Origin of the sequence: Paraburkholderia sp. (genome assembly GCF_036488505.1) — a bacterium.
Classification (GTDB): domain Bacteria; phylum Pseudomonadota; class Gammaproteobacteria; order Burkholderiales; family Burkholderiaceae; genus Paraburkholderia.
In genome coordinates this window covers 1-24,185 of sequence record NZ_DASXHN010000349.1, presented here as the reverse complement: position 1 = coordinate 24,185, position 24,185 = coordinate 1, and the positions used below count along the sequence as shown (strand labels likewise).

Annotated in this window: 20 protein-coding genes and 1 pseudogene; 13 read left to right on the top strand and 8 right to left on the bottom strand. The window is 64.3% G+C overall.

Going from position 1 to position 24,185, the window contains the following annotated elements:
- Positions 1-5: 5 nt before the first annotated feature.
- The 5 genes from VGH68_RS20540 (at position 6) to VGH68_RS20520 (ending at position 5,277) form a co-directional block, all read left to right on the top strand.
- The gene (locus VGH68_RS20540) at positions 6-1,007 is read left to right on the top strand and encodes a xanthine dehydrogenase family protein subunit M (protein WP_331605524.1); all 1,002 of its coding nucleotides are present in this window, start codon (positions 6-8) and stop codon (positions 1,005-1,007) included.
- Positions 1,004-3,226: a xanthine dehydrogenase family protein molybdopterin-binding subunit gene (locus VGH68_RS20535; RefSeq protein WP_331605523.1), complete on the top strand. Its 2,223-nt coding sequence runs from the start codon at positions 1,004-1,006 to the stop codon at positions 3,224-3,226. Before VGH68_RS20540 ends, VGH68_RS20535 begins: the two co-directional genes overlap by 4 nt.
- A 152-nt stretch (positions 3,227-3,378) precedes the next feature.
- On the top strand, positions 3,379-3,966 hold the full coding sequence (locus VGH68_RS20530) for a nucleotidyltransferase family protein (protein WP_331605522.1): 588 nt from the start codon (positions 3,379-3,381) through the stop codon (positions 3,964-3,966).
- Between the two features lie 290 nt (positions 3,967-4,256).
- Positions 4,257-4,964: a PIG-L deacetylase family protein gene (locus VGH68_RS20525; RefSeq protein ID WP_331605521.1), complete on the top strand. Its 708-nt coding sequence runs from the start codon at positions 4,257-4,259 to the stop codon at positions 4,962-4,964.
- A 160-nt stretch (positions 4,965-5,124) separates the two neighbouring features.
- Entirely contained in the window at positions 5,125-5,277 is a 153-nt protein-coding gene (locus tag VGH68_RS20520; protein WP_008921009.1) for a hypothetical protein, read from the top strand.
- Positions 5,278-5,442: 165 nt separating this feature from the next.
- On the opposite strand, the gene VGH68_RS20515 is transcribed toward VGH68_RS20520, so the two are convergent.
- The 3 genes and pseudogenes from VGH68_RS20515 to aepX all read right to left on the bottom strand — a co-directional run bounded on the left by VGH68_RS20515 (position 5,443) and on the right by aepX (position 9,492).
- Positions 5,443-6,510: a 2-aminoethylphosphonate aminotransferase gene (locus VGH68_RS20515; RefSeq protein ID WP_331605520.1), complete on the bottom strand. Its 1,068-nt coding sequence runs from the start codon at positions 6,508-6,510 to the stop codon at positions 5,443-5,445.
- A 34-nt stretch (positions 6,511-6,544) separates the two neighbouring features.
- Positions 6,545-7,708 carry a phosphonopyruvate decarboxylase gene (aepY, locus tag VGH68_RS20510; RefSeq protein WP_331605519.1) on the bottom strand — a complete coding sequence of 388 codons (1,164 nt, stop codon included), beginning with the start codon at positions 7,706-7,708 and terminating at the stop codon, positions 6,545-6,547.
- A pseudogene (gene aepX / locus VGH68_RS20505) lies at positions 7,705-9,492 on the bottom strand (phosphoenolpyruvate mutase). Before aepX ends, aepY begins: the two are co-directional and overlap by 4 nt.
- A 617-nt stretch (positions 9,493-10,109) precedes the next feature.
- Between aepX and VGH68_RS20500 the strand changes: the two are divergent.
- The 3 genes from VGH68_RS20500 (at position 10,110) to VGH68_RS20490 (ending at position 14,515) form a co-directional block, all read left to right on the top strand.
- On the top strand, positions 10,110-11,651 hold the full coding sequence (locus VGH68_RS20500) for a methyl-accepting chemotaxis protein (RefSeq protein ID WP_331605518.1): 1,542 nt from the start codon (positions 10,110-10,112) through the stop codon (positions 11,649-11,651).
- Positions 11,652-12,067: 416 nt separating this feature from the next.
- Positions 12,068-13,807, top strand: a complete 1,740-nt coding sequence (locus tag VGH68_RS20495) for a penicillin-binding protein 2 (protein ID WP_331605517.1) — start codon at positions 12,068-12,070, stop codon at positions 13,805-13,807.
- A 453-nt stretch (positions 13,808-14,260) separates the two neighbouring features.
- Positions 14,261-14,515 (top strand): DUF2866 domain-containing protein, encoded by a 255-nt coding sequence (locus VGH68_RS20490; protein WP_331605583.1) that lies wholly within the window; start codon positions 14,261-14,263, stop codon positions 14,513-14,515.
- Between the two features lie 38 nt (positions 14,516-14,553).
- Here the strand turns inward: VGH68_RS20490 and VGH68_RS20485 are convergent, their stop codons facing one another.
- The gene (locus VGH68_RS20485; protein ID WP_331605582.1) at positions 14,554-15,180 is read right to left on the bottom strand and encodes a 2-hydroxychromene-2-carboxylate isomerase; all 627 of its coding nucleotides are present in this window, start codon (positions 15,178-15,180) and stop codon (positions 14,554-14,556) included.
- A gap of 370 nt (positions 15,181-15,550) precedes the next feature.
- Positions 15,551-16,177, bottom strand: coding sequence for a LysE family translocator (locus tag VGH68_RS20480; RefSeq protein WP_331605516.1), 627 nt, complete (start codon positions 16,175-16,177; stop codon positions 15,551-15,553).
- A gap of 112 nt (positions 16,178-16,289) precedes the next feature.
- On the opposite strand from VGH68_RS20480, the gene VGH68_RS20475 reads away from it, so the two are divergent.
- The 4 genes from VGH68_RS20475 (at position 16,290) to VGH68_RS20460 (ending at position 19,624) form a co-directional block, all read left to right on the top strand.
- Positions 16,290-16,925, top strand: a complete 636-nt coding sequence (locus VGH68_RS20475) for a YigZ family protein (protein ID WP_331605515.1) — start codon at positions 16,290-16,292, stop codon at positions 16,923-16,925.
- Positions 16,926-17,114: 189 nt separating this feature from the next.
- A complete protein-coding gene (locus VGH68_RS20470; RefSeq protein WP_331605514.1) occupies positions 17,115-17,690 on the top strand; it encodes a hypothetical protein in 576 nt (191 codons plus the stop codon).
- Between the two features lie 113 nt (positions 17,691-17,803).
- Entirely contained in the window at positions 17,804-18,424 is a 621-nt protein-coding gene (locus VGH68_RS20465; RefSeq protein WP_331605513.1) for a LysE family translocator, read from the top strand.
- A gap of 222 nt (positions 18,425-18,646) precedes the next feature.
- Positions 18,647-19,624: a 2-dehydropantoate 2-reductase gene (locus VGH68_RS20460; protein ID WP_331605512.1), complete on the top strand. Its 978-nt coding sequence runs from the start codon at positions 18,647-18,649 to the stop codon at positions 19,622-19,624.
- Positions 19,625-19,731: 107 nt separating this feature from the next.
- Here the strand turns inward: VGH68_RS20460 and VGH68_RS20455 are convergent, their stop codons facing one another.
- From VGH68_RS20455 to oxlT, 3 genes are all read right to left on the bottom strand, one after another.
- Positions 19,732-21,183: an aldehyde dehydrogenase family protein gene (locus tag VGH68_RS20455; protein WP_331605511.1), complete on the bottom strand. Its 1,452-nt coding sequence runs from the start codon at positions 21,181-21,183 to the stop codon at positions 19,732-19,734.
- A 91-nt stretch (positions 21,184-21,274) separates the two neighbouring features.
- Positions 21,275-22,276, bottom strand: a complete 1,002-nt coding sequence (locus VGH68_RS20450) for a LysR family transcriptional regulator (protein ID WP_331605510.1) — start codon at positions 22,274-22,276, stop codon at positions 21,275-21,277.
- Between the two features lie 30 nt (positions 22,277-22,306).
- Positions 22,307-23,659 (bottom strand): oxalate/formate MFS antiporter, encoded by a 1,353-nt coding sequence (gene oxlT, locus VGH68_RS20445; protein ID WP_331605509.1) that lies wholly within the window; start codon positions 23,657-23,659, stop codon positions 22,307-22,309.
- A gap of 420 nt (positions 23,660-24,079) precedes the next feature.
- On the opposite strand from oxlT, the gene VGH68_RS20440 reads away from it, so the two are divergent.
- The coding region (locus VGH68_RS20440) for a LysR family transcriptional regulator (protein ID WP_331605581.1) at positions 24,080-24,185 on the top strand (106 nt) is incomplete at its 3' end.

Here is a 24,185-nt window from a genome sequence, read left to right as displayed (position 1 = left end):
CCGGCATGGATGCGATCTCCTACGAACGTGCCGGCGATGTCGCAGGCGCCGTGCGCGCCGCGCAGCAACCGGGCGCGGTATTTATCGGCGGCGGCACCAATCTGCTCGATCTGATGAAGGGCGGCGTCGCGCGGCCGGTGCGGCTCATCGACATCACCCATATCGACGGGCTGGACTCGATCACCGCGTTGCCCGGCGGCGGCATCCGCATCGGCGCGCTGGTGCGCAACAGCGATGCGGCCAATCACGCGCTGGTGCGCGAACAGTACCCGTTGCTATCGCAGGCATTGCTCGCCGGTGCGTCCGCGCAGTTGCGCAATATGGCGACGGTCGGCGGCAATCTGCTGCAACGCACCCGCTGCGGCTACTTCTACGACACCGCCTTTACTCAATGCAACAAGCGCATGCCAGGCAGCGGCTGTGCGGCACTGGACGGCCATAACCGCATGCACGCGATCCTCGGCGCGAGTGCCCAATGCATCGCGGTCAATCCGTCGGATATGAGCGTCGCGCTCGCCGCGCTGGATGCGACCGTACGCGTGAACGGCCCCAGTGGCGAGCGCACGATCGCGTTCGCCGAGTTCCATCGGCTGCCCGGCGACCGGCCCGATCTCGACACCACGTTGCAGCCCGGCGAACTGATTACCGCGGTCGATCTGCCGACGCCGCTTTTCAGCGCGCACTCGCACTATCTGAAGGTGCGTGATCGCGCCAGTTATGCGTTCGCGCTGGTGTCGGTGGCCGCCGCGTTGCAGATGGACGGCGAGCGCGTGCAGTCCGCGCGCATCGCGCTCGGCGGCGTCGCGCACAAACCGTGGCGCGCGAGCGCGGCCGAGCAGATGCTCGCGGGCCAGCCGCTCACGCAGACCACGCTCCGGCACGCCGCCGCAGCCGCACTCGAGGGCGCCCAGCCGCGCCGCGACAACGGCTTCAAGGTGCAGCTCGCGCAACGCGCGATCGTGCGCGCGGTCAACCAGGCGGCCGGTAACGCGGGAGGTATCGCATGAATCTGATCGGACAGCCAATCGATCGCATCGACGGTCTGCTCAAAGTGACCGGCGATGCGCGCTATGCGGCCGAATTCCCCGAAGCGCGTCTCGCGCATGCGGTGCTCGTGACGAGCACGATTGCGCGCGGCACGATCGCGTCGATCGATGCAAGCCGCGCGCAGTCGCTGCCCGGCGTGCTGCTCGTGATGACCTACCAGAATGCGATGCGCCTGCCCAACGGCGGCCGGCCAGCGCTTGCGCCGCCTGCGGGCCGCCGCCTGTCGCTGCTGCAGGACAACGAGGTGCACTACAACAACGAGCCGGTCGCGGTGGTGGTCGCCGATACGCTCGAACACGCGACGGATGCCGCGCACCAGTTACGCATCGTCTATCAGACGGCTAACGCGGCGCTCGATTTCGCGGCGGCGAAACCGAACGCGCATGCACCGGTGAAACCGCAGGGCCGCCAGACCGACACTCAGCGCGGCAGTTTCGAGGACGGCATGCAAAGCGGCGCGGTGCATATCGACGTCACCTATACAACGCCGATCGAGCATCACAACCCGATGGAGCCGCACGCGACGATGGCGCGCTGGGACGGCCCGAAGCTCACGCTGTTCGATTCGACGCAGGGCGTGACCAACGACGCGCAGGCGGTCGCCAAAGTGTTCGGCATTGCGCCGACCGATGTGCGCGTGATCTCGCCTTTCATCGGCGGCGGCTTCGGCTGCAAGGGCTCGTCGTGGTCGCACGTGTCGCTGTGCGCGATGGCCGCGCGGCAAACCGGACGGCCGGTGCGGCTCGCGCTCGAACGCCCGCAGATGTTCGGCCCGGTCGGCGCGCGCCCGCGCACCGAACAGCGCTTCGTGATCGCCGCGAAGCGCGACGGCACGCTCACCGCGATGCGCCACGACAGCATCTCGAACACGTCGACGATCGAGGATTGGACCGAAACCTGTTGCATGGTCACGCGCATGCTGTACGCGGTGCCGAATCAGATCACCACTCACCGGCTCGTGCAGTTGAACCTTGGCACGCCGACCTTTATGCGCGCGCCGGGCGAAACCACCGGCTCGTTCGCGCTCGAATCGGCGATGGACGAACTCGCGGTCGCGTTGAAGATGGATCCGCTCGCGCTGCGCATCAGGAACTATGCTGAAAGCGATCCGCAGGAAAACAAGCCGTGGTCGGGCAAGTCGCTGCGCGAGTGTTACCAGATCGGCGCCGAGAAATTCGGCTGGTCGCGCCGTCCGGCCGCGCCGCGCTCGATGCGCGACGGCAACACGCTGATCGGCATGGGCATGGCGACCGCGACCTATCCGGCGAATCGCAGCGAGGCATCCGCGATTGCACGGATACTGCCCGACGGCACCGCGATGGTCGCCTCGGGCACCCAGGACATCGGCACGGGCACCTATACCGTGATGACCCAGGTCGCCGCCGATGCGCTCGGCTTCGCGCCGGAGAACATTCACTTCGCGCTCGGCGATTCGACGTTGCCGCGCGCGCCAGGATCGGGCGGCTCGCAATCGGCGGCGAGCGTGTCGCCGGCGGTGCGCGACGCGGCGAGCCAGGCGCGCAGCCAGTTGATCGCACTCGCGTTGGCCGATCCGGCGTCGCCGGTGCATGGGCTGCCGCTCGACGACGTCACCGTCGCTAACGGCTGGGTGGTCAGCCGCGCACAGCCGGGCAAACGCGATCCGGCCGCGGCGGTCATCGCGCGCGCGGGCGGCCAGCCGATCGAGGCGACCTCGACCGTCAAGCCCGGCGACGAGAAGCAGAAGTACTCGTTCCATTCGTTCGGCGCGGTCTTCGTCGAAGTGCACATCGATGCGGAACTCGGCACCATCCGCGTGCCGCGCGTGGTGGCCGTCTACGACGTCGGGCGTGTACTCAACGAGAAGACCGCGCACAGCCAGATGTTGGGCGGCATCGTGTGGGGCATCGGTGCGGCGCTGCAGGAGGAAAGTACGCTCGATACGCGCTACGGACGCTTCACGAATGCGAACCTCGCCGAGTATCACGTGCCGGTGAACGCCGATATCGATACGCTCGACATCACGTTCATCGGTCGGCCCGATCCGTATATCAACTCGCTCGGCGTGCGCGGCATCGGCGAGATCGGCATTACCGGCGTGCCGGCGGCGATTGCCAATGCGGTGTATCACGCCACCGGGGTGCGGGTGCGGGATCTGCCGATCACGCTCGATAAGGTGATGGGCCCGGTGCCGGTGTGACGTGTGGGAGGCGGTCGCGGGTTCGCGCGACGAGGGAACCGGTGAGCGGCTGCGCCGGCGTGCGGCCGTAACGCGAGCGCTTGCATTCGCGCTTGCCTCTCACCGCGTTGCATCGCACAATCGGTGCCATTCCCTCCTTCCGGTATCCGCCGATGGCCTATGCCTCGCTCGCCACCGGCGTGTTGCTCGCCGCCGGGTTCGGTTCGCGCTTCGATCCGTCTGGTCTGCACAACAAGCTTCTCGCGCGCCTGCCCGACGGCATGCCGGTCGCGCATGAAGCCGCGCATCGGCTGCTGCGAGTCGTCACGCGGGTACTCGCCGTGGTGCGGCCAGGCTCCGATGCGTTGGCCCGCGTGCTCAACGATGCCGGCTGTGACGTCGTGTTCGCGGCGAGCGCCGAGCGCGGGATGGGCGCAAGCCTCGCCGCGGGGATCGAGGCAAGCGAGGACGCGGAAGGCTGGATCGTCGCGCTCGCCGACATGCCGCGCATCGAAATCGCGACGGTCGAAGCGGTGGCCCGCGCGCTCGACGGCGGCGCCCCGCTCGTCGCACCGTTCTACCAGGGGCAGCGCGGCCATCCGGTGGGTTTCGGCGCGCAGCACCGCGATGCGCTGCTCGGGCTCGACGGCGACAGTGGCGCGAAAAGCCTGCTGCAGACGCAACCGCTGACGCGCATCGACATCGACGATCCCGGCATTCTGCGCGACGTCGATACGCCGGACGACTTGCAGCGGATTTAACGGCCACGGCTCGCGCCTGCATCCGCGGCGGGCTTTACGGGCATCGGTATGTCCAACGATTTTTGGCAGGACCCGACGCGCATTCCGGTCGACCCGGCTTTTGCCACGCACCGGCATTCGCATTTTTCCGCCACCGCGGGCACAGCAATTGCACGCTCTACAACCGTGCGCAAGCCGCTGCGATTGCGCCTAAGCTGTGTCGACGCCGCGTTTTTCCGCGCCGGGCAGCGCTTCGCGAGCCGACGTCTCGACGCTCCGCCCGCCGCGCCTCGAACCGTACCCGCACGCCCATGAGCGAAACCAGCCCACGCCTGTTCATCGTCTCCCCGCACTTCGACGACGCCGTCTTCAGTTGCGGCGCGTTGCTCGCCGCGCACCCCGACGCGGCCGTCTGCACTGTCTTCGCCGCGCCGCCCGAGCACCGGATGCGCACCGAGTGGGACGAAAAATCGGGCTTCGCGAACGCGCACGACGCGGTCCATGAACGCACGCTCGAAGACGATCGCGCGCTCGAAATGCTCGACGCTATTCCGCTGCGTATGCCGTTTCGCGACAGCCAGTACGCCGATTCGCCGTCGATCAGCCAGATGGCGGCCGCGCTGGAGGAAACGATCTACCGCTCGACCGCAAACACGCTGCTGATGCCGCTCGGCCTGCACCACGACGACCACGCGCGCGTATTCGAAGCGTGCTGCGAAATCCTGCCGCGGCTCGCCCATCTCGACTGGTTCGGCTACGAGGAAGCGATTCACCGGCGCACGCCGGGCGCGGTGCAGGCGCGCCTCGCCGATCTCGCGCAGCGCGGTATCGTCGCGACGCCGGCGACGCCGGACGCCGGCCATACGATCGACGTGCAGCGTCGCGCGCAGATCAAGCGCGAGGCGGTCAACGCGTATGCAAGCCAGTTGCGCGCGTTCGGCGCCGGCAATTACGACGACGTGTTCGCAATCGAGCGTTACTGGCAGTTGAGCGTCGGCCGCCGTGGCACGAAAAAGTAGGAAGCAGGAAGCGCGGCGAACGCCTACGCTAGAAGCAAAACGGCCGGCGCGGCAATGGAGTTGAGTAGCCTGAAGCAGCGGCAACAGCCGAAACAGCAGAAGCAGGCAAAAATCGGCGGCACTCGCCGGACCCGCGCTTTTCAACCGCAAAGGAACCGCAATGAGCTACGACATGCACACCAGCCCGATTCCCGATCCGAACGCCGACCCGAACCGCGATCCGGAAGCCGACCCGCTCGTGCCGCCGTCGCCCGGCCATCATGTCGAGGAACCGCAGCGGCCCGACGGGCCGCCGGACAAAGATCCGGTGTGAGCGGTGCGGGGATGTGAGCCACGTCGGCGACGGGTTGCATCCGTTCGCCCACATATTCGTTCCCGGACGCGCGCGACGCGGGCCGCCTGAATGCTGTCATCGCCGGCCGGACCAACACCCGGCACAACCACCGGCGCTAACCGCCGCGCCCGCGCAGCGGGGCGCTCAGCGCATCAACTCGTCAAAGCCCTGCAGCAGACGGTCGATATCGGCCGCATGAATGTTGCCCATCGTCGAAATGCGGAACAGCTCCGCCGACAGACCACCCTGCCCCGCATAGATCACGAAGCCGCGCGCCTTCAGTTCGTCGTGCAGTTGCGCGTACGCGATGCCCGCGGGCAGCCGGTACGCACGCAACACCACCGACGACTGCTGCGCCGGCAGCACGCCGGCGACGCCGCGCGCGGCAAGCCCCGCGCGCGCCTGTTCGGCCAGCGCCGCATAACGCGCGTGACGCGCGCGCCAGCCGCCTTCGTCGGCGAGTTCGCGCAACGCTTCGACGAGCGCGTAATACGCATGCACGGACGGCGTAAACGGCGTGTTGCGCTGGTCCTGCAAACGCGCGAGGCGCCCGAGATCGAGGTAATACGTGCGGCTCGCCGCCTGCGCGAGCGCCGTGCGCCGCACCAGCACGAACGATGCGCCCGGCACGCCGTGCAGGCACTTGTTCGCGGTCGCGGCGACCGCATCGAGACTTGCATCGGCGAAATCGATCGGCTCCGCGCCGAAGCTGCTGACCCCATCGACCAGCAGACGCAGACCGCGCTCGCGACAGAGCGCGCCAAGCGCCGCGATATCGTTCAAACGCCCTGTGGTCGTTTCGTGATGGATCACCGCGACGTGCGTGAACGACTTGTCCGCGTCGAGGCGGTCGGCGATCAGCGCCAGATCGGGCGCGGCCATCCAGTCGTGCTTTAGCGCTTCATGCGCGATGCCGTATTGCGTCGCGATTTGCGCGATCCGCTCGCCGTACACGCCGTTTTCGATCACCAGCAGCTTGCCGTGTTGCGGCACCAGCGCGGCCGTCATGCTTTCGACCCCCGCCGTGCCGGATCCGGTCATCAGCACCGCCTGCCATTCGTTCGGATCGAGCCCGTACACGTCGACCAGACGCGTGCGCGCCTCTTCCTGCAAGTCGAAAAACTCGCTTTCGCGGTGGCACAGATCCGTCTGCAACAGGCTGTTGCGGACGCGTTCGGTGAGTGTTACCGGGCCTGGGTTGAGCAGCAGCATCGGTGTTCCTTTCGTGCGTTGGGTTGCATCGGGTTCAGCCCGCGCCGATGTGGCGCATCAGCCGCGTCTTCACATCGGGCGGCGTGATGGTCGGGCGCGGCAGGCCATCGGGCGTGCCTCGGCGGATTGCCACGCGCGCGAAGCGCGGGCCGTCGAGCGGCGGCGCGGCGAACAACTCGTCGATCACGGCCGGGTCGTCGCTCTCCACCGCCGACGCGTAGCCGCACGCCGCCGCCACACCCGCAAACGACACCTGCGGCGACACCGTCGCCTGGCCGCCCGTCGAGTCATGCGCGCCGTTATCGAGCAGCAGGTGCGTGAGGTTCGACGGACCGTACGCGCCGAGCGTCGCGAACACGCCCATGCGCATCAGCGCCGCGCCGTCGCCGTCGAGCGCAACCACCTGCAGATCCGGACGCGCGAGCGCAAGGCCGAGCGCGAACGGTGTCACGCAGCCCATCGAGCCCACCATGTATAGCTGGTTCGCGCGATCGTCGATCGCGTACAGCTCGCGACCGCAGAAACCGGTCGATGCGAGCACCACGGTCGAATCAAGCGGCGTGTGCGCGATCACCTTTCGCAGCGCGTCGTGGCGCGTCGCCAGTTCGTTCGCCGCCACGCCGCGCAACTGCACGTGCGCCGCAACGTGCGGGCGCTGCGCGGGCGCGCCGACGTCCTTCAACTCATAGGGCGCGACGCTGCCCTTGTGCATCACCAGCGCGTAAGGCCGGCCGGTTGCGTCCATATGCGCGATCGCGCGATCGAGCGCCGCGCCGATCGCGTCGGCCTCGGTCGGGAAGGTCTCCCACGGAATCTCCATCGTATCGAGCATCGCCGGCGTGATCGGGCCCATCAGTGCGTGCTGCGGCTCGTCGGCGACGCCCGGCTGCCCACGCCACGTGACGATCAGCAGTTGCGGCAAACGGAAAGTCCACGTGAGCGACGTCAACGGACTCACCGCGTTGCCAAGCCCCGAGTTCTGCATCATCGTGATGCCGCGCCGGCCGTTCTTCGCGCCGAGCGCGACGCCCGCGATCAGCGCGACCGCGTCGCCTTCGTTGGCCGCCGACACGTAATGCAGCGATTCGTCTTGCAGGACATAGTTGATGAACGGCGTCAGATACGAACACGGCACGCCCGCATACCAGTCGAAACCGCGCTCGCGCGCCGCTTCGACGAATTGCGCGGCTTCGATCATTGCGCGCCTCCGCTTGCCGCGTTGTTCTTCGCCGCGGTTGCCACTGCGGTTGTCGCCACAGTCGTCGCCGCAGTCGTCGCTGCGGTTGTCACATCGCCGAGCGCGCCGGCGAACGGGGCCTGCGCATGCGCGAAGTCGCCCGCGCGGCGGAAGTCGTCCAGATCGTTGACGCCGCGCCAGTGGCCGTGCACGTATTGCACCTCGATCGACTCGCCGGCTTCGATCAGCGCGTTGAGCAGCGCGGGCATATCGAGCGACGCGAAATCGTCGCGTGCCTGCAATTCGCGCATCACCGCCTGCAAGCGTTCGCGGCCTTCGCCGCGCACCTTCAGCAGCCCCACCCAGCGGCCGTGCGGCGCCTGCGCCGCAAGCGCCGCCGACGACGCATGCTGCCCGCTCGCGACGTGACGCAGCATCACCTTGCTGCCGAACAGACCGCGATCATCAGCGGCCGAGCACCACGCGAAATCGCGCACGCTGGCGTTTTCCGCGTCGGTCAACGACGAATCGACGACCACGCTGAACGCGGCCTCGCTTTCCACCAGGTCGCGCAGGATATAGCTGCGGAACAGCAGATCGCCGTATGAGATCACGGTATCGCCGGCGAGCTTGTCGACGGCGCACGCGAGCGATGCAAGCTCGCCGGTTTGCGCATGCCGCTCGTTGACGACGACGCGAATCCCCGCGGTATCGATTGCATCGGCGCGATAGCCGCCGACCACCGTGATGTCGTTGACGCCCTGCTTCTTGAACGCATCGACGAGCCAGCGCAGCAGCGGCTTGCCGGCGATCGGCAGCATCACCTTCGGACGGTCTTCGGTGACGGCTTCGAGCCCCTTGCCGCGGCTCGCGGCCAGCACGACCGCCGAGCCGGCCGCGCGAGCGCTCGACAGATAGCGGTCTTCCGCTTCCGAATATTCGTCGGCGTCCTGCAAGCGGAAGATCTCGTTGACCCCGGCAATGCTGTCTTCGACGTTGACGAGCGTTTCGCTCGAATGGATTTCCTTCGCGACGGCCTGCATCGCGGAGGTCGCCGCGCGAATCAGATGGTTCGCCCAGATCACCGTGCTGATGCCCGCTTCGCGGAACACCTCGGTCGGCGTGCTGTAGTACTTGGTCGGCACGATCACGAGCGGCCCGCGGCCGGCCCATTCGCGTGCGAATTCGAGAATTTCGTCGGGACGCGACAACTTGCTGTGGATCAGGATCGCGTCGGCTCCGGCCCGGCGGTATGCTTCCGCGCGGCGCAGCGCCTCCTCCATCCCCCAACCGGCGATCAGCGCCTCGACGCGCGCGACGATCGAGAAATGCTCGTCGGTCTGCTAGTCCTTGCCGGCCTCGATCTTGCCGCAGAATTCGTCGATATCGGCGAGCGGCTGCGCCTCGCCGTTGATAAAGCTGTTGGTCTTCGGAAACTGCTTGTCTTCGATGCATACGCCAGCGATGCCGCGTTGCTCGAGCTTGCGCACCAGACGGCGCACGTTGTTGAAGTTGCCGTAACCGGTGTCGCCGTCGAGCAGGATCGGCAGATCGCTCGCGTCCGCCATGAATTCGAGCGTGTCGACGACCTGGGTCCAGCTTGCTTCGTTATTGTCGCGCACGCCGAATTGCGCGGAGATCGCAAGGCCCGAGCCCCAGATTGCTTTAAAGCGGGCTTCGCGAACGATTCGCGCGGACAAACCGTTATGGGCCTCCATCATGAATTCGAGTTCGTTACTGACGAGCATCTGGCGCAGACGCGCGCTACGGGATGCGGCAACGAAAGCGGGTTCGCGAGCGTTCATTTTCTGTACTCCTGGTGGCGGGCTCATTGACGCTTTTTTATGCCCGGCTGGGACTGGAAAAGGGCGACTATAGCGGAATTTCTATCGACTGGTTTTCTGAAATACCCACGGCTTTTCGTCGTTGCGATTAAGTGGAGAAATGTGTCGTTTTTTGCGTCCGCATGCCGATAAAGCGTTTGGCGTTTCCTTGGCGTTTTGTGGAGTTGTGACTCCACTGCTGGCGCCCGAGGGCCGCCAGGCGGCCAGATCGTTTATTCTCTTTCGATCCTTCGACTGCCGACTTTCAAGCGTTGGATTAAATCAAATCATTATCCCGCCGCTAAAAACGTTTCGTCGATTCGGGCCTGTTCTTTCATAACACCAGCGAATCGAGATACAGAAACAGGTTTTTACCCAGCAAACTCGATTGTTCCCTCAGCGCGATTTTTCGCTTGTGAATCAAGTAAATGAGCAACAACTGCTCAATCAAAAAACCCGGGCCAATAATCATACAAATGTCTGCGCCCGACAGCGGGTTTCCCCTGCCCTGCATTAATACCTTGCCGCGCCGTAAACATAGAAAGCGGCAAACAGACCGCATCCAATGGACTCAAGTGGCGAAAGCCCATTTTCTTGCTATGACTCTGAACCGAAAACTGGCTTCGATGATTGCCGTCCTGTGGACCGGCCTGATCCTGATCGGCGGCTTTGGCGCGTGGCAGAACCGTGCGTCGATGATCTCCGACCGGCGCGACCAGTTGCGCTCGCTGATCGACCAGGGCAATCACGTCGTCGCGCGCTATTACGCGCTCGCGCAGCAGCACACGCTGTCCGAAGACGACGCCAAAAAGCAGGCGCTCGCGACACTCGCGGCGATGCGCTATGGCACGGACGGCTACATCTCCGTCAACGATTCGCAGCCGGTCATGCTGATGCATCCGATCAAGCAGGATCTCGTCGGCCAGAAGCTCGCGCAGTTCACCGATCCGGCGGGCAACCATCTGTTCGTCGATATCGTCAACGCGGGCAATCTCAACGGCGGTGGCTTCGTCGATTATCTGTGGGCCAAGCCGGGCAGCGAAAAGCCTGTCGCGAAGACCAGCTATGCGGCGCACTTCGCGCCGTGGGACTGGTATCTCGTAACCGGCATGTATATGGACGACGTCGAAAGCGCGTTCTATCGCAATCTGCTGCGCTGGTGCGCGATCACCGTAACGCTCGGCGCGCTCGCCACGGCCGTGATGCTGCTGGTGCTGCGCAGCATCCGCCGTTCGCTCGGCGGCGAACTGGAAGTCGCGGTTGAACACGCACAACTGATGGCGCAGGGCAATCTCGCCACGCGCGTGCCGATCGCGCCGCACGATACCAGCAGCCTGCTGCATGCGCTGCACACGATGCAAACGGGCCTCGTCGACACCGTATCGCGCGTGCGTCAGGGCACCGAGAACATCAACGTCGGCGCGAACGAAATCGCCGCCGGCAACACGGATCTATCGCAGCGCACCGAGGAGCAAGCGGCGGCGCTCGTCGAAACCGCGTCGAGCATGGACCAGATGACGGTCAACGTGAAGCAGAACGCGGACAGCGCAGCGCAGGCGGCGAACCTCGCGAGCGAAGCCGCCGGTGTCGCCACGCGCGGCAGCCTCGTCGTCGAAGACGTGGTGCGCACGATGGGCGAGATCACCGCGAGCTCGCGGCAGATCGGCGACATCATCGGCGTGATCGACGGCATCGCGTTTCAGACCAACATCCTCGCGCTCAACGCGGCGGTCGAAGCGGCCCGCGCGGGCGAACAGGGGCGCGGCTTCGCGGTGGTCGCATCCGAAGTGCGCAGCCTCGCGCAGCGCTCGGCGACGGCCGCCAAGGAAATCAAGGCGCTGATCGAAACCTCGACCCACACCGTCGAAACCGGCGCATCGCTCGTCGCGAACGCCGGCGCGACGATGGGCGAGATCGTGCAGTCGGTACGGCGCGTGAACGAAATCCTCGAGGAAATCAGCCATGCGTCGCGCGAACAGAGCGCGGGCATCGAGCAGGTCAATCGCGCGGTCGGCGAAATGGACCAGGTCACGCAGCAGAACGCGGCGCTCGTCGAACAGGCCGCGGCTGCCGCGCATTCGCTGAAGGATCAGGTCGGCGTGCTGCGCGAGGCAATCGCGAGCTTCGCGTTGCCGGCTTGACAGAGGATTAGCTGCGGGCGCGCGTCAGCTAAGGCGACCGGCCCACAAAAAAGAAGGCGCTCCACAGGCAGGGAAGCGCCTTGTCAACATGCCACGTCGTGTCGACGCATCAATCGAACGAGCCGGCCGCGCGGATTTTGCAAGTCCGCGCGGCTTTTTGCTGTCGGCTCGTGCATGCCATTCACGCCGGCATGCTCTTCCTCACGGTCTCGCGTCGCCTTGGCTCAAATCGTCCTTTTTGACGATGCTCGCGCTTGTATTACGTTTTATTTACAATCTGCCGACGACGGTCCTGTTGACGGCTACCTGCCCGCATCGAACGCCCGGCACTCGCGCAGCCCACAACGGCCCTCTCCCCCTCCGCCTCCGACTATCAGGGCGGCCCCGCTCCATCGAGACGTCCGTTATCCGCGCCCATGATCCGACAGAAGAAACCGCAGTCGCACGAGCGCTACTCCCCGGCCGCGAAGCATCCGCTGCTCGCCGCACGCCTGCCCGCGTGGCGCTCGAAGCTCGTCGTGCTGCTGATGTTCGGTGCGTTCGGGGCGCTCGCGGCCCGCGCGTTCTGGGTGCAGGTCCTCAACCAGGACTTCTATGTCGACCAGGGGCAAAAGCGCTATCAGCGCACGCTCGAACTCGACGCGACGCGCGGGCGCATCGTCGATCGCCATGGCTCGATGCTCGCGGTCAGCCTCGCGACTTACGAGATCTGGGCGTCGCCGAAGCTGATCGACGAAGCCGCGTTCACGCCGCTCGCAAAGTTGCTCGATTTGCCGCTCGCCGAGCTGCGCCGACGCCTGAACGGCGAGCGCAGCTTCGTCCTGCTCAAGCGTCAGGTCGACGCCGACACCGCCGCGCATCTGTCACGCCTCGGCCTCGCCGGCATCACGCAGATCGCCGATTCGAAACGCTTTTATCCTGAGGGCGAATCGGCCGCGCACGTCGTCGGCTTTACCGACATCGAGGACAACGGCCAGGAAGGCGTCGAACTCGCGGCCAACGAGCGCTTGCGAGGCGTGCCAGGCCAGCGCGAAGTGATTCGCGACCGGCTCGGCCGGGTCGTCTCCGAGACGCGGCCGCGCGTGCCCGCGCGCAACGGCGACACGATCCATCTGACGATCGACCGGCGCATCCAGCAGCTCGCCTACGCGCAACTGAAAGCGGCGATCGCGAGGCATCGCGCCGAAGCGGGCAGCGTGGTCGTGCTCGATGCGCGCAACGGCGAGATCCTCGCGCTCGCCAACTACCCGAGCTTCGATCCGAACGACCGCGCGGGTCTGAGTGGCCGGCAGTTGCGCAACCGCGCGGTGATCGATACGTTCGAGCCCGGTTCGACGATCAAGCCGCTCGTCGTCGCGCTGTCGCTCGACGAGGGCAAGGTGCGGCCGCAAAGCATCATCGACACGGCGCCTGGCTGGTATCGGATCGGCCGGGCCGTGATTCACGATACGTCGAATCACGGCGCGATGACGATCGCCGAAGCGGTGCAGAAGTCGAGCAATATCGCGCTCGCAAAGCTCGCACTAAGACTGCCGGCCGAGACCATCTGGACCAAGTATCAGCAGTACGGGCTTGGCACGAAGCCCGAGCTGACGTTTCCGGGCGCGGCCGCTGGCAAGCTGCGGCCGTACCAACGCTGGCGCCCGATCGAGCAGGCGACGATGGCGTATGGCTACGGCTTGTCGGTCTCGCTGCTGCAGATCGCGCAGGTCTACACCGCCTATGCGGGCGACGGTGCGATGCAGCGCGTAAGCCTGTTGCGCGCTCCGCTCGATGCACACACAGGCGCGACGGCCACGGATCGCAGCCGGCCGGTCACCACGCCCGCGACCGCGCGCGCGATCCGCAACATGCTGGAAATGGCGATCGGCGCGGGCGGCACCGGACGCGCGGCGGCGGTGCAAGGCTACCGCGTCGGCGGCAAGACCGGCACCGCGCGCAAGCAGATCGGCGCGACGTATGCGAAGAACCGTTATCGCGCGCTCTTTGTCGGCATGGCGCCAATGAGCGACCCGCGCCTGATCGTCGCGGTGATGATCGACGATCCCGCCGGCAAAGCGTTCTACGGCGGCACGGTCGCCGGGCCGGTGTTCAGCGGCGTGATGGGCGGCTCGCTGCAACTGCTCGGCGTGCCGCCGGATGCGGCGGGGGTTTGACGCGCACGCGGCGCCAGCGCGCCGGCGCGATTCGCGTCGTCTTGTTTTGATCCGTCGGTTGGCATCGCGTTGGCGACCGCGTTCTAGCCGTTCAACGCGCGAGCTGCTGCGCATCGGCCTCCACGACTACTGCCTCGATACGATTGCGTCCGTTGCGCTTGGCCTGCTACATCGCTCGATCGGCCTCCTTGATCATCATCTGCGCCAACGACATCGCGTCGGCCGGTGCGTAGTCGTGCATGGGCTTTTTTCCGTCCATATGCGTTTGCTTCCACTCGCTTACCGGCATTGAAAATCGTTTGCGCAATGGCCGTGCTTCTTAAGTTTCGCTTAATTGTTCGCTGCAAGTATGTCGCTCATCCCCTGTTGAGCCGCCAGAACATCGGCGGCATTTTTTCTTGTGGGGATGTCGCCGCAATTGGCCACTGCCAGAGAAGAAGAAGGAGGCAAGTCATGGTTGAACAGATGGTAGTCGAACACCTGCGTGCGATGCCCGGCCATGAATGGACTCGCCAGATTCATTCCTGCAAGGTTTCCGATCCGTTGCAACCGCCCTGGGGCCGCTCCTACCGGCTCGTCGAATGGACGATGAAGCACGCAGCCGAATCGAGCCGTCGCGTCGTTCCCGCCGAAAGTACTCCCCTCGAAATCGCTCAAGCCGTGGTGTCCCACGTGCCGGGCCGCCGCTTTTGCCAGCAAGCCGACTGATAGTGGCATTGACGGCGCCCCATCCCGCCAAGACCGCGCTAGCCGCGTGGCGTCATCGAATCGCAGTAGTCCAGCGCATCTTCCAGCCTGTCGTTCCCCCAAAACATTTCGCCACCGACAAAAAATGTCGGCGCACCGAATATGTGTTTGTTCATCGCGGATTCGGTCTGTTCGCGCAGGCGCAACTTATTGGCGTCGCTTTGCGCATCGGCAATCAGACGTTGCGCCGGCAACCCGAGTACGTCGAGCGCTTCACTCACGACTTCGACTGAACCGATGTCGCGGTCATCGGCGAAATTCAGTTGCACGATCTTGCGGCAATAGCCGGCGATCCATGCCTCGTTCGCACCGAGCACCGCGACCCGCATCGCGAGAAGCGCCGCGCGGGGAAACACGCTGGGACGGGTGAGTGCGATATCGTATTTGCGGCATTGCCGCTCCATATCCTTCCACACATACGCGCCCTTCTCTTTCTGCAATACGAATGGCGAGTTATCGAAACCCAGCTGGCGAAACACCGGGCCGAGCAGAAAAGGACGCCAGAGGATTTGCACGTGCCGCGCCGCCGCCAACGCTTCGATGCGCATCACGCTCAGATAGCTGTAGTTGCTGCCGAAGTCGAACCAGAACTCGATTGCGCGCGTCGCCGTATTCGTGAACGGCACCGCGGAAGAGACTGAAGAAGTCGTCGCGTCATTCACTGCTGTCTCCCGAATCGCCAGCGATGCGCTTTCGCACGTGTCACCGCATCGCACCTTGCAAACCTTAACAGTCGCACGAAGCGCTTCTGCCTATGATGCTTCTTTCGCTTCGTACGTTCTCACCCGATCATGAATTGTCCGTATGACCTGGTCGCCGCGAGCTTCCTGCTAATCGTTGTTTTCGCGTCGGGATTCTGCTCGCGTTGACCTAGCAATCCAACCCTTCTCACAAACGCGCCACCGACGCGGGGCGGCTTCGCTCCAGCCTGCAAGCAGCGCAGATGCAAGCGACGCAGCGGGTTTGAGTCAGCGGGTTTGAGTCAGCAGGTTTGACTCAGCGTGTTTGCACCGCCACCCGCAGGCCGAGGGAAATGAACAGCACGCCGATAATCTTGTTCTGCCAGCGCGTGAGCCACGTCAGCCGCTTCACGAGTCTGCCCAGCGGACGCATGGTCAGTACGATCAGCGTCGTATAGAGCGCGCTCATGCCGACGAAAATCAGCCCTAGCGTCGCGAACTGAAAAAACGTCGAGCCATGCTCGGGCCGCACGAATTGCGGCAGGAACGCGAGGAAAAACAGCGCGGTCTTCGGATTCAGTACTTCCGCGGGAATCGCCTGAAAAAACGCCTTTGAGCCGGACACCGGCGCGACGGCGGGCAAATGCGGATTTGCCCGCTTCTCGCGCAATGCGCGAATGCCCAGATAGACGAGATAGGCGGCGCCGATGAATTTGACCGCATTGAAGGCCAGCGCGGAAGTCATCAGCAGCGCCGAAAGCCCGATCGCCGCGCCCAGCGTGTGCACGAAATCGCCGGTTGCGATACCGAGGCCGGTCAGAATGCCGGCGCGACGTCCGCCGTGCATGGTGCGCGTGAGCACCAGCAGCACGGCCGGCCCCGGTATCAAAAACAGGCCGAGTACGACGGCAACGAAAGTCCCTAACGTCGAGAAGTCAAGCATGTCATCTCCTTGGGAACGCGCTGGATCGGGTCAATGGACCCGCGTTCAGCGGCCCATTGTAGACGAACGCGCGAACGTCGCCACGGGCCCGGCGCAGCGGCGATCCGTTACCATGGCGGGCACCGCGCCGCTTGCGCGCCTTTTATCGACTGACGTTCCTGGCTTGCCGACCTACACCTTGCCCGCGCCGCTGAGCGCGGAACTCGAGATTCGCAAGAGCCGTTTCGTTGCGCACGCGATACCGGTTGCGGATCGCGACGCGGCGATGGCCGAATTGCAGCGTCTGCGCGAACAACATCCGTCCGCGACGCATGTGTGCTGGGCGCTGCTAGCCGGCGGTCAGTCGGGCATGTCCGACGACGGCGAGCCCTCTGGCACCGCAGGCCGGCCGATTCTCGAAGTGCTGCGCCATCACGATCTCGACGGCGTACTGGCCGCGGTCGTGCGTTATTACGGCGGTGTAAAACTCGGCGCGGGCGGTCTCGTGCGCGCGTACACCGACGCGATCGCGACGGCGCTGCTCGATGCGCCGCGGGTCGAGAGAATCGCTCAGGTTTCGCTGGGCGTGGAAGTCAGCTATGCGGACGAAGCCAAGGTACGTAGATGGATCGATGCCGAAGCTTATGCGCTCATCGAAAGCGTGTACGGCATGCTGGTGAAGATGACGATGCGCGTGCCCGCCAACGCGGTTGACGACGCAAAACGTGCGCTAATCGACATGACGCAGGGCAAAGCCGGTTTCTTCTGATCGACTCCCCGCCGGTATCCATCGCAAACGCAGCCAGGTATGATGGCCGAACTTGCCGGCCGGATCAGCGAATCGAAAGGTCCGGTCTGAAAGTCGACGGTGTGACTCACTACGGCCATGCAGTTCCCGACCGGTACGACTTCATTTGAAAGGCGAACTCCCCTGACTTCGACCGCAGCTTTCTCCAGCATGGCCGCCGCAGCTTCGCCGCCGAGATCCGCGATCCTCAAGCGCTGCGGCACCGTGCTCCTGCCGCTGATGCTGTCCGCCTGCTCATGGTCATGGTTCGGCCTCAACAGCAGCGCGCAGCACACGAGGACGCATGCGACCGGCTCGCTCAGCGTCGCCCCGGCTCGCGACTTCCTGTATTTGCCGGCCCGTGATGGCCGTATTTCACCGAACCGCATCGAAAACACCGCGATGACCGGACTGGTGCTGAAGGACGATATCAGTCAGGTCGTGCGCAACAGTGTCGCCAACAGCCTGCGGGTAGCCGGTTTGCGTATCGATAACAACCGCCGCGTTTTGAGCGGTTCCATTGAAACGTTCACGGTCGACGACATTCGCTCGCCCGCGCTCTGGACGCTGAAGATGCGCTACGTCGTGATCGATGCCGGGACGCAGAAAGTGCTGTTTTCCACTACCCGCACCGTCAAGCAGAAGTCGCCCAAATTCACGAGCAATACGATCGCGATCGAAGACACGGTCAAGCTGAGTGTCCAGACGCTGCTCGGCGACCCCGGCTTCATCGAGGTGGTGAACTGATCTGAATCGCGTGGCCACCGGAAGTCTCGCGCCGTTTCGCTACAATCAGCCCACACGCGTCGCGCGACAGGGCGCGCAATCCATCGCCATCGTCCGTTCCGTGTGGGCCCGTCATGTCCGTTACCGCCTGGCTGTTCTTTTTGCCCGCCTGCTTTGCGATCAATCTCGCGCCTGGGCCCAATAATCTGCTTTCCATCAATGTGGCCGCGCGTCACGGTTTCATCAAAGCGTTCGTCGGAGGCAGCGGGCGGCTGCTCGCGTTCGCGATGATGCTCGCGCTCGCCGCGACGGGTCTGGCCGTCGTACTGCATGCGTCGGAATGGATCTTTCTCGCAATCAAGGTGACCGGCGCGGCCTACCTGATCTGGCTCGCGATCCAGTTGTGGCGCAGCGACGCCGCCGCCGTCGATACGTCGCAACCGCAGCCCGCCGGGCTGACCCCGATTGCCCGCCGGGAGTTCTTCGTGGCAGCGGGCAATCCGAAGGCCATCCTGGTTTTCACCGCGTTCCTGCCGCAATTCATCGATGTCACGCAGCCGATATTCCCGCAATTCGCCGCGCTTGGCGCGAGCTTCCTGGTCCTCGAATGGATCGCGATTGCACTGTATTCATGGGCCGGTATGTACCTCGGCAAATGGCTCGTGCGCGCGAACGTGCGGCGCTGGTTCAATCGCTGCTGCGGCGGATTGCTAGCGGCGATCGGCGTGAGCTTTCTGCTGGTGAGGCGGGGTTGAAAGTGCGCAACGGCATCCAGTCCAGTCAGCGGAATGCTGCCGTCGCGTCGTTGATGAATAAACCTGCGTCGCGCTTCCATAAACGATCGCTAATGCACGCAGGGAAAAACTTTAACTATCGCTATTCGTTCGCCGAACTTATGCTCCAGAAGTAACTGCCGCCGCGGCTCGAAAAATGCGGTGTCACGCAAACGGCTTTTTCATCGTCATGGGAGCGACATCATGAAGATCTGTGTCTTCGGAGCGGGAGCGATAGGCGGTTTGATGGGCGTGCAATTGGCGCGCGCCGGCGCGGACGTGAGTTTTATCGCGCGCGGCCCGCACCTGGCCGCAATGAAAGAGCATGGCGTGCGTCTGATCATGGATGGCGAAACCTTCAGCGCACCGGTTCGCTGCACGTCCGATCCGCGTGAGCTCGGCGTGCAGGACCTGGTAATCATCACCCTGAAGGCACATTCGCTGCCGGCCGTGGTCGATTCGATGCAGCCGCTGCTCGGCGAGCATACGGCGATCGTCACCGGCGTGAATGGCATTCCGTACTGGTACTTCTATCAGCATGGTGGACGCTTCGCCGGCACGCGGCTCGCGAGCGTCGATCCGGACGGTAGCCAATGGACCAAGCTCGGACCCGAACGCGCGATCGGCTGCGTGCTGTATCCGGCGGCCGAGATCGTCGAGCCTGGCGTCATCAAGCATGTGTATGGCAAGAAATTCCCCATTGGCGAACCGAGCGGCGAGCGCACGCCACGCATTCAGCAATTCCACGAAATCATGCAGGCAGCCGGATTCGAAGCGCCGATTCGCGACAATATTCGCGACGAAATCTGGCTCAAGCTGTGGGGCAATCTTTGCTTCAACCCGATCAGCGCACTGACGCACGCGACGCTCGACGTACTGACGAGCGACCCCGGCACGCGCGCGGTATCACGCACGATGATGCTCGAAGCGCAGCGCATCGCGGAGCAGTTCGGCGTGCATTTCCGCGTGGACGTGGAAAGACGCATCGACGGCGCGGGCGCGGTCGGTGCGCATAAAACATCGACGCTCGTTGACCTGGAGAATCGTCGTCCGATGGAAATCGATCCGTTGCTGACGGTCGTGCAGGAGATGGGCCGCCTCGTCGCCGAACCGACGCCGACGATCGACGTCGTACTCGCACTGATCAAACTGCGTGAGCGGATGGCCTTGCAAGGCGATTGACTCGAACAGCTACCCGGATCGCGAACTCGTCGCGGCTCGTGGTAGTTCGTGATATCGGCGAAAGGATCGAGCGCAACCGTGCGCTCGATCCTTTTTTTATGGGCCCGTTATTGATCGATCGCGAGCCACACCGCTTTCGGCTCCGTGAAGTTCTCGATCGCCACATCGCCATGCTCGCGGCCAAAACCTGAATCGCCCGAGCCGCCCCATGGCAGGCGCACGTCGGTATAGCCATAGGTGTTGATCCACACGGTGCCCGCTTTCAGATCGCGCGCGACGCGGTGCACACGGCCGAGGTCCGCGCTCCACACGCCGGCCGCGAGACTATACGCGGTGCCGTTGGCTATTCGGATCGCGTCGGCCTCGTCGTCGAAACGGATCACGCTGGCCACCGGTCCGAAGATCTCTTCTTGCGAAATGCGCATTTCGTGCTCGACATTGGCGAACACGGTCGGTTCGACGAAAAAGCCGCGTTCGCCGACTCGCGCACCGCCTGTAACAAGTGACGCGCCTTCCGTGCGGCCGGTGTCGACGTAGCCCAGCACCGTCTTCATCTGCGCGGCGGAGATCAGCGGCCCCATCGACGTATCCTTCACCGACGGATCGCCGACCTTGATCGACTTCGCGCGCGCCGACAGGCGCTCGACGACTTCGTCATACACGTCGCGGTGCGCGAGAATCCGCGAGCCCGCCGAGCACACCTGGCCCGTGTTGAAAAACACGCCGGAGGCCGCCGCTCGCACCGCATTGTCGAGATTCGCATCGGCAAAGATCACGTTTGCCGATTTGCCGCCCAGCTCGAGCGTCACGCGTTTGAAATTGCCCGCCGCGCCTTGCAGAATGCCTCGGCCGACCGACGGCGAACCGGTGAACGTGACCTTGTCGATGCCGGGATGCGAAACCAGCGCATCGCCGACCACGCTGCCCTTGCCGGTCACGATATTCAGCACGCCCGGCGGCACGCCCGCTTCGAGCGCGAGTTCGCCGATACGCAACGCGGTGAGCGGCGTGATCTCCGCAGGCTTGACGATCAGCGTGCAGCCACATGCAAGCGCCGGGGCGATCTTCCACATACCGATCATCAGCGGGAAATTCCACGGCACGATCGCGGCGACCACGCCGACCGGTTCGCGCAACGTGTACGTCAACGCATCGGGACGGGTCGGCACGACCTGGCCGTTGATCTTGTCGCACCAGCCCGCGTAATACTCGACCGTATCGATCGCGGCGGGAATGTCCTGGCGCATCACCGCGGAAATCGGTTTGCCGCCGTCCAGACTTTCGAGCGCGGCGAGTTCTTCGAGGTCGGCGCGCATGAGGCCGGCAAGCCGCTGCAGAATACGCCCGCGTTCAGCGGCCCGAATCGAATTCCACACCTTCAACGCGCTGCGTGCCGCGCGCACCGCGGTATCGACATCGGCCGCGCTGCCCTGCGCCACTCGCGCAATCGGTTCCTCGGTGGCCGGATTGATGTCGACCGAATATTCCCCGGTGCCGGGCGGCAGGCGTTTGCCGTCGATCAGCAGATCATGGTGCCTGAGGTCGGTTTGGGTTTCCATCATGAAGCTCCTCGAGTAAGACGTTATGTGGCTTGGCGGTGCATCGGGTCAAGACCGCTACTGGTTCGCTGTGTTGCGGCCGGCACCCGGTCTACGGTTCATGCAAAAGCCTTTGGCCTGGTGCGACGGGCGGCCAGTCGAAGGGTCGCTCAACGGAGCACGCGCTATCGGCGCTATCGGCGCAATCGCCGGCAGGTGAAGGCGCGCTCGCGGCCGCGGCGAACTGCGCCCAGGCCGCGGCCGCGTTCGGACGCAGCGAACGGTTCCGGCGATGCACGAGCACGGTGGTAAGCGTGGCTTCGGGAACCAGCGGACGGCTGACCAGCGACGAGTCCGGTAAAGGCCAATAGGTATCGACCGGCAATACGCCGATGCCAAGGCCCAGTTCGACCATCCGCGATACCGCCGCCACATGCCCGAGTTCCTGGATCGGCCAGCGTTTCAATTCGTTCGCGGCGACGGTCGACTCCAGCGCCGCACGTGCGCCCGTGTCGGCGTTGAGCGTGATCAGCGGCGATTCGCGCAGCGCCCGCCACCCGACACTGTCGTGCCGCGCAAGCGGATGCGTCGATGGCATCACCGCATGGAACGGTGTGGTGAAAAGGACTTGTGCGTGCAGCAGATGGTGATCGAACGGCTCGGCGCCCGATACCACGCCGAAGTCCACCTCGCCATGCTCGACGCTCGCCAGCACCCCGCTTTGCGGCTGATCCCGGACCGACACCATCAGTGCGGGAAACGCGCGCGCGCACCGCGCCAGCGCGTGCGGCACCCAACCCGACGACAGCACGGGATTACTCGCCAGCACCACGACGCCCGTGTGCCCATCGTAGGCGGCGCGTTCTTCGAGCAGCGTCAATTCGATTTCGTCGAGCAGCCGGCCGATTCTTCGCTCGAGGCTCGCGCCTGCATGGGTCAGTTCGACCTGACGCGTGGTGCGGTCGAACAGTTTCAGTTCGAGCGCCTCTTCGAGTTCGCGTACGCAACGGCTCACCGCCGATTGCGTCAGGTGAAACTCGCGCGCCGCGCGCGTGAAACTGCGCTGGCGCGCGACCGCGACGAACACCTTGAGTTGCTGCAGCGAAACATTCATGGCGTCGGCTCGGCTCGCGCGCGGCTCACGCTATTCGCCCGTCTGCTCGGGCCAATGGCTCATGCGCGACGCGTTGCCGCTTGCCGCCATCGCCAGTGTGCCTGGTTGCTGCTCCGGTTCATTGTGCGACTCGATAAAGCGCCGGCGCATCGGCTCGAGTATGAATTTCGCCGAGACGCCCGCGACAATCGTAATCACAGCGGCGACGACAAAGACCAGGCTCCAGCCGCCCGTCGCCGCCAGTATCGACGCGATCGGCACCACCAGCGAAGCCGTGCCTTTGGCGGTGTACAGCGTGCCGGCATTGGCCGCCGCATTCCTGCTGCCGAACGTATCGGCGCAGGTCGCCGGAAAAATCGAGAAGATCTCGCCCCAGAACAGGAAGATCAGCGCGGCAAATACCATGAACGCATACGGATTGCTGCCGAATTGCATCATGCCGAGCAGCGCGAGACCTTCGCCGATGAAGATGATGAACATCGTATTTTCACGGCCGATCTTGTCCGACACGAAGCCGCACAGCGGCCGCGTCAGCCCGTTGAAGATGTTATCGATCGACAACGTGAGGGTAAGCAGCGGCAAGGTTGCGCCGAAAATCGTCATCGGGATGCGCGCGATGCCCCAGTCTTTGGCGATGGGCCCGAGTTGCGCCGTTGCCATCAGGCCGCCCGCGGCCACCGCGACAAATGACGCATAGATCACCCAGAACACCGGCGTTCGGATCATCTGGCGTGCGGTGAAGTCGACCTTCGATACCGCAAACCGGGTTTTGCGTGTCGCCTTCTGACCCAACGTCGGACGGATCAACAGCATCGCGAGCAGCAGAATGCTGATGCCCTGCACCAGTCCGAAGAAAAAGAAAGTGTCCTCGTAGCCACGGCGCGTGATCATATTCGCGATCGGAATCACGGTGAGCGCGGCGCCCGCGCCGAAGCCCGCTGCCGTCAAGCCGGCGGCGAGACCGCGCCGGTCCGGAAACAGTTTCAGCGCATTGCCGACGCAAGTGCCGTACACGCCGCCCGCGCCCATGCCGCCGATCACCGCGGCCACATACAGCATGCCGAGCGTCGTCGCGTGGGAATTCAGAATCCACGATAAACCCGCGCAGACCGCGCCGGCCGCCACCACCGGCCGCGGACCGAACCTGTCGACGAGCCAGCCTTCGAACGGCACCAGCCAGGTCTCAGTCAGGATGAAGATGGAGAACGCCAGCTGAATCGACGCTTCACTCCAGTTGTGCCTCGCATGCATAGGCGCCACGAACAACGTCCACGCATATTGCAGATTAGCCACCAGCGCCATGCACACCATGCCGATGACCAGTTGCCACCACCGATTCCGCCAGAAGGTGCCGGCGGTTGTTTGCTGGGTGATATCGTCCATGACTTGTCTCCACTATTTATTTAGTGCAGCCGGCCTAAGCGCCGTGCTGGATGCGTCCCACCTTATTTTTATGTCCGAAAAGAGCTCCGCCATTTCGGAAGATTCAAAAATTGGCGCCCCGTATTGCGCTGGATCAAAGCGTTCGACGCTTTTCTCAAGCGATTCTTTCTTTATTCCGATCAGATAAGAACGCCGCGCCGGTAAGCATTACAGCCTGTTTCCCGCCATTTCGTGCGCTGTCGCGCCCTATCCGTGCGTTAACCCGAGTATTCAGCCGTGCATTGAACGAATTCACTGATTACTTCGTCGGGTAGTGCAGGGCATTTTCGCCGCTTATGAGATCCATGCTAGGGTCTATGCTGAATTACCCATAATTAAAGTTTGTTATTATGTCGATTCACGATTCCTTATACATCGACCATGACGATGCGCAATGCGACTCTGCGGCAACTGAAGGTCTTTGAAACGGTCGCGCGACACCTGAGTTTTTCGCGCGCCGCCGAGGAATTGCATCTCACGCAGCCCG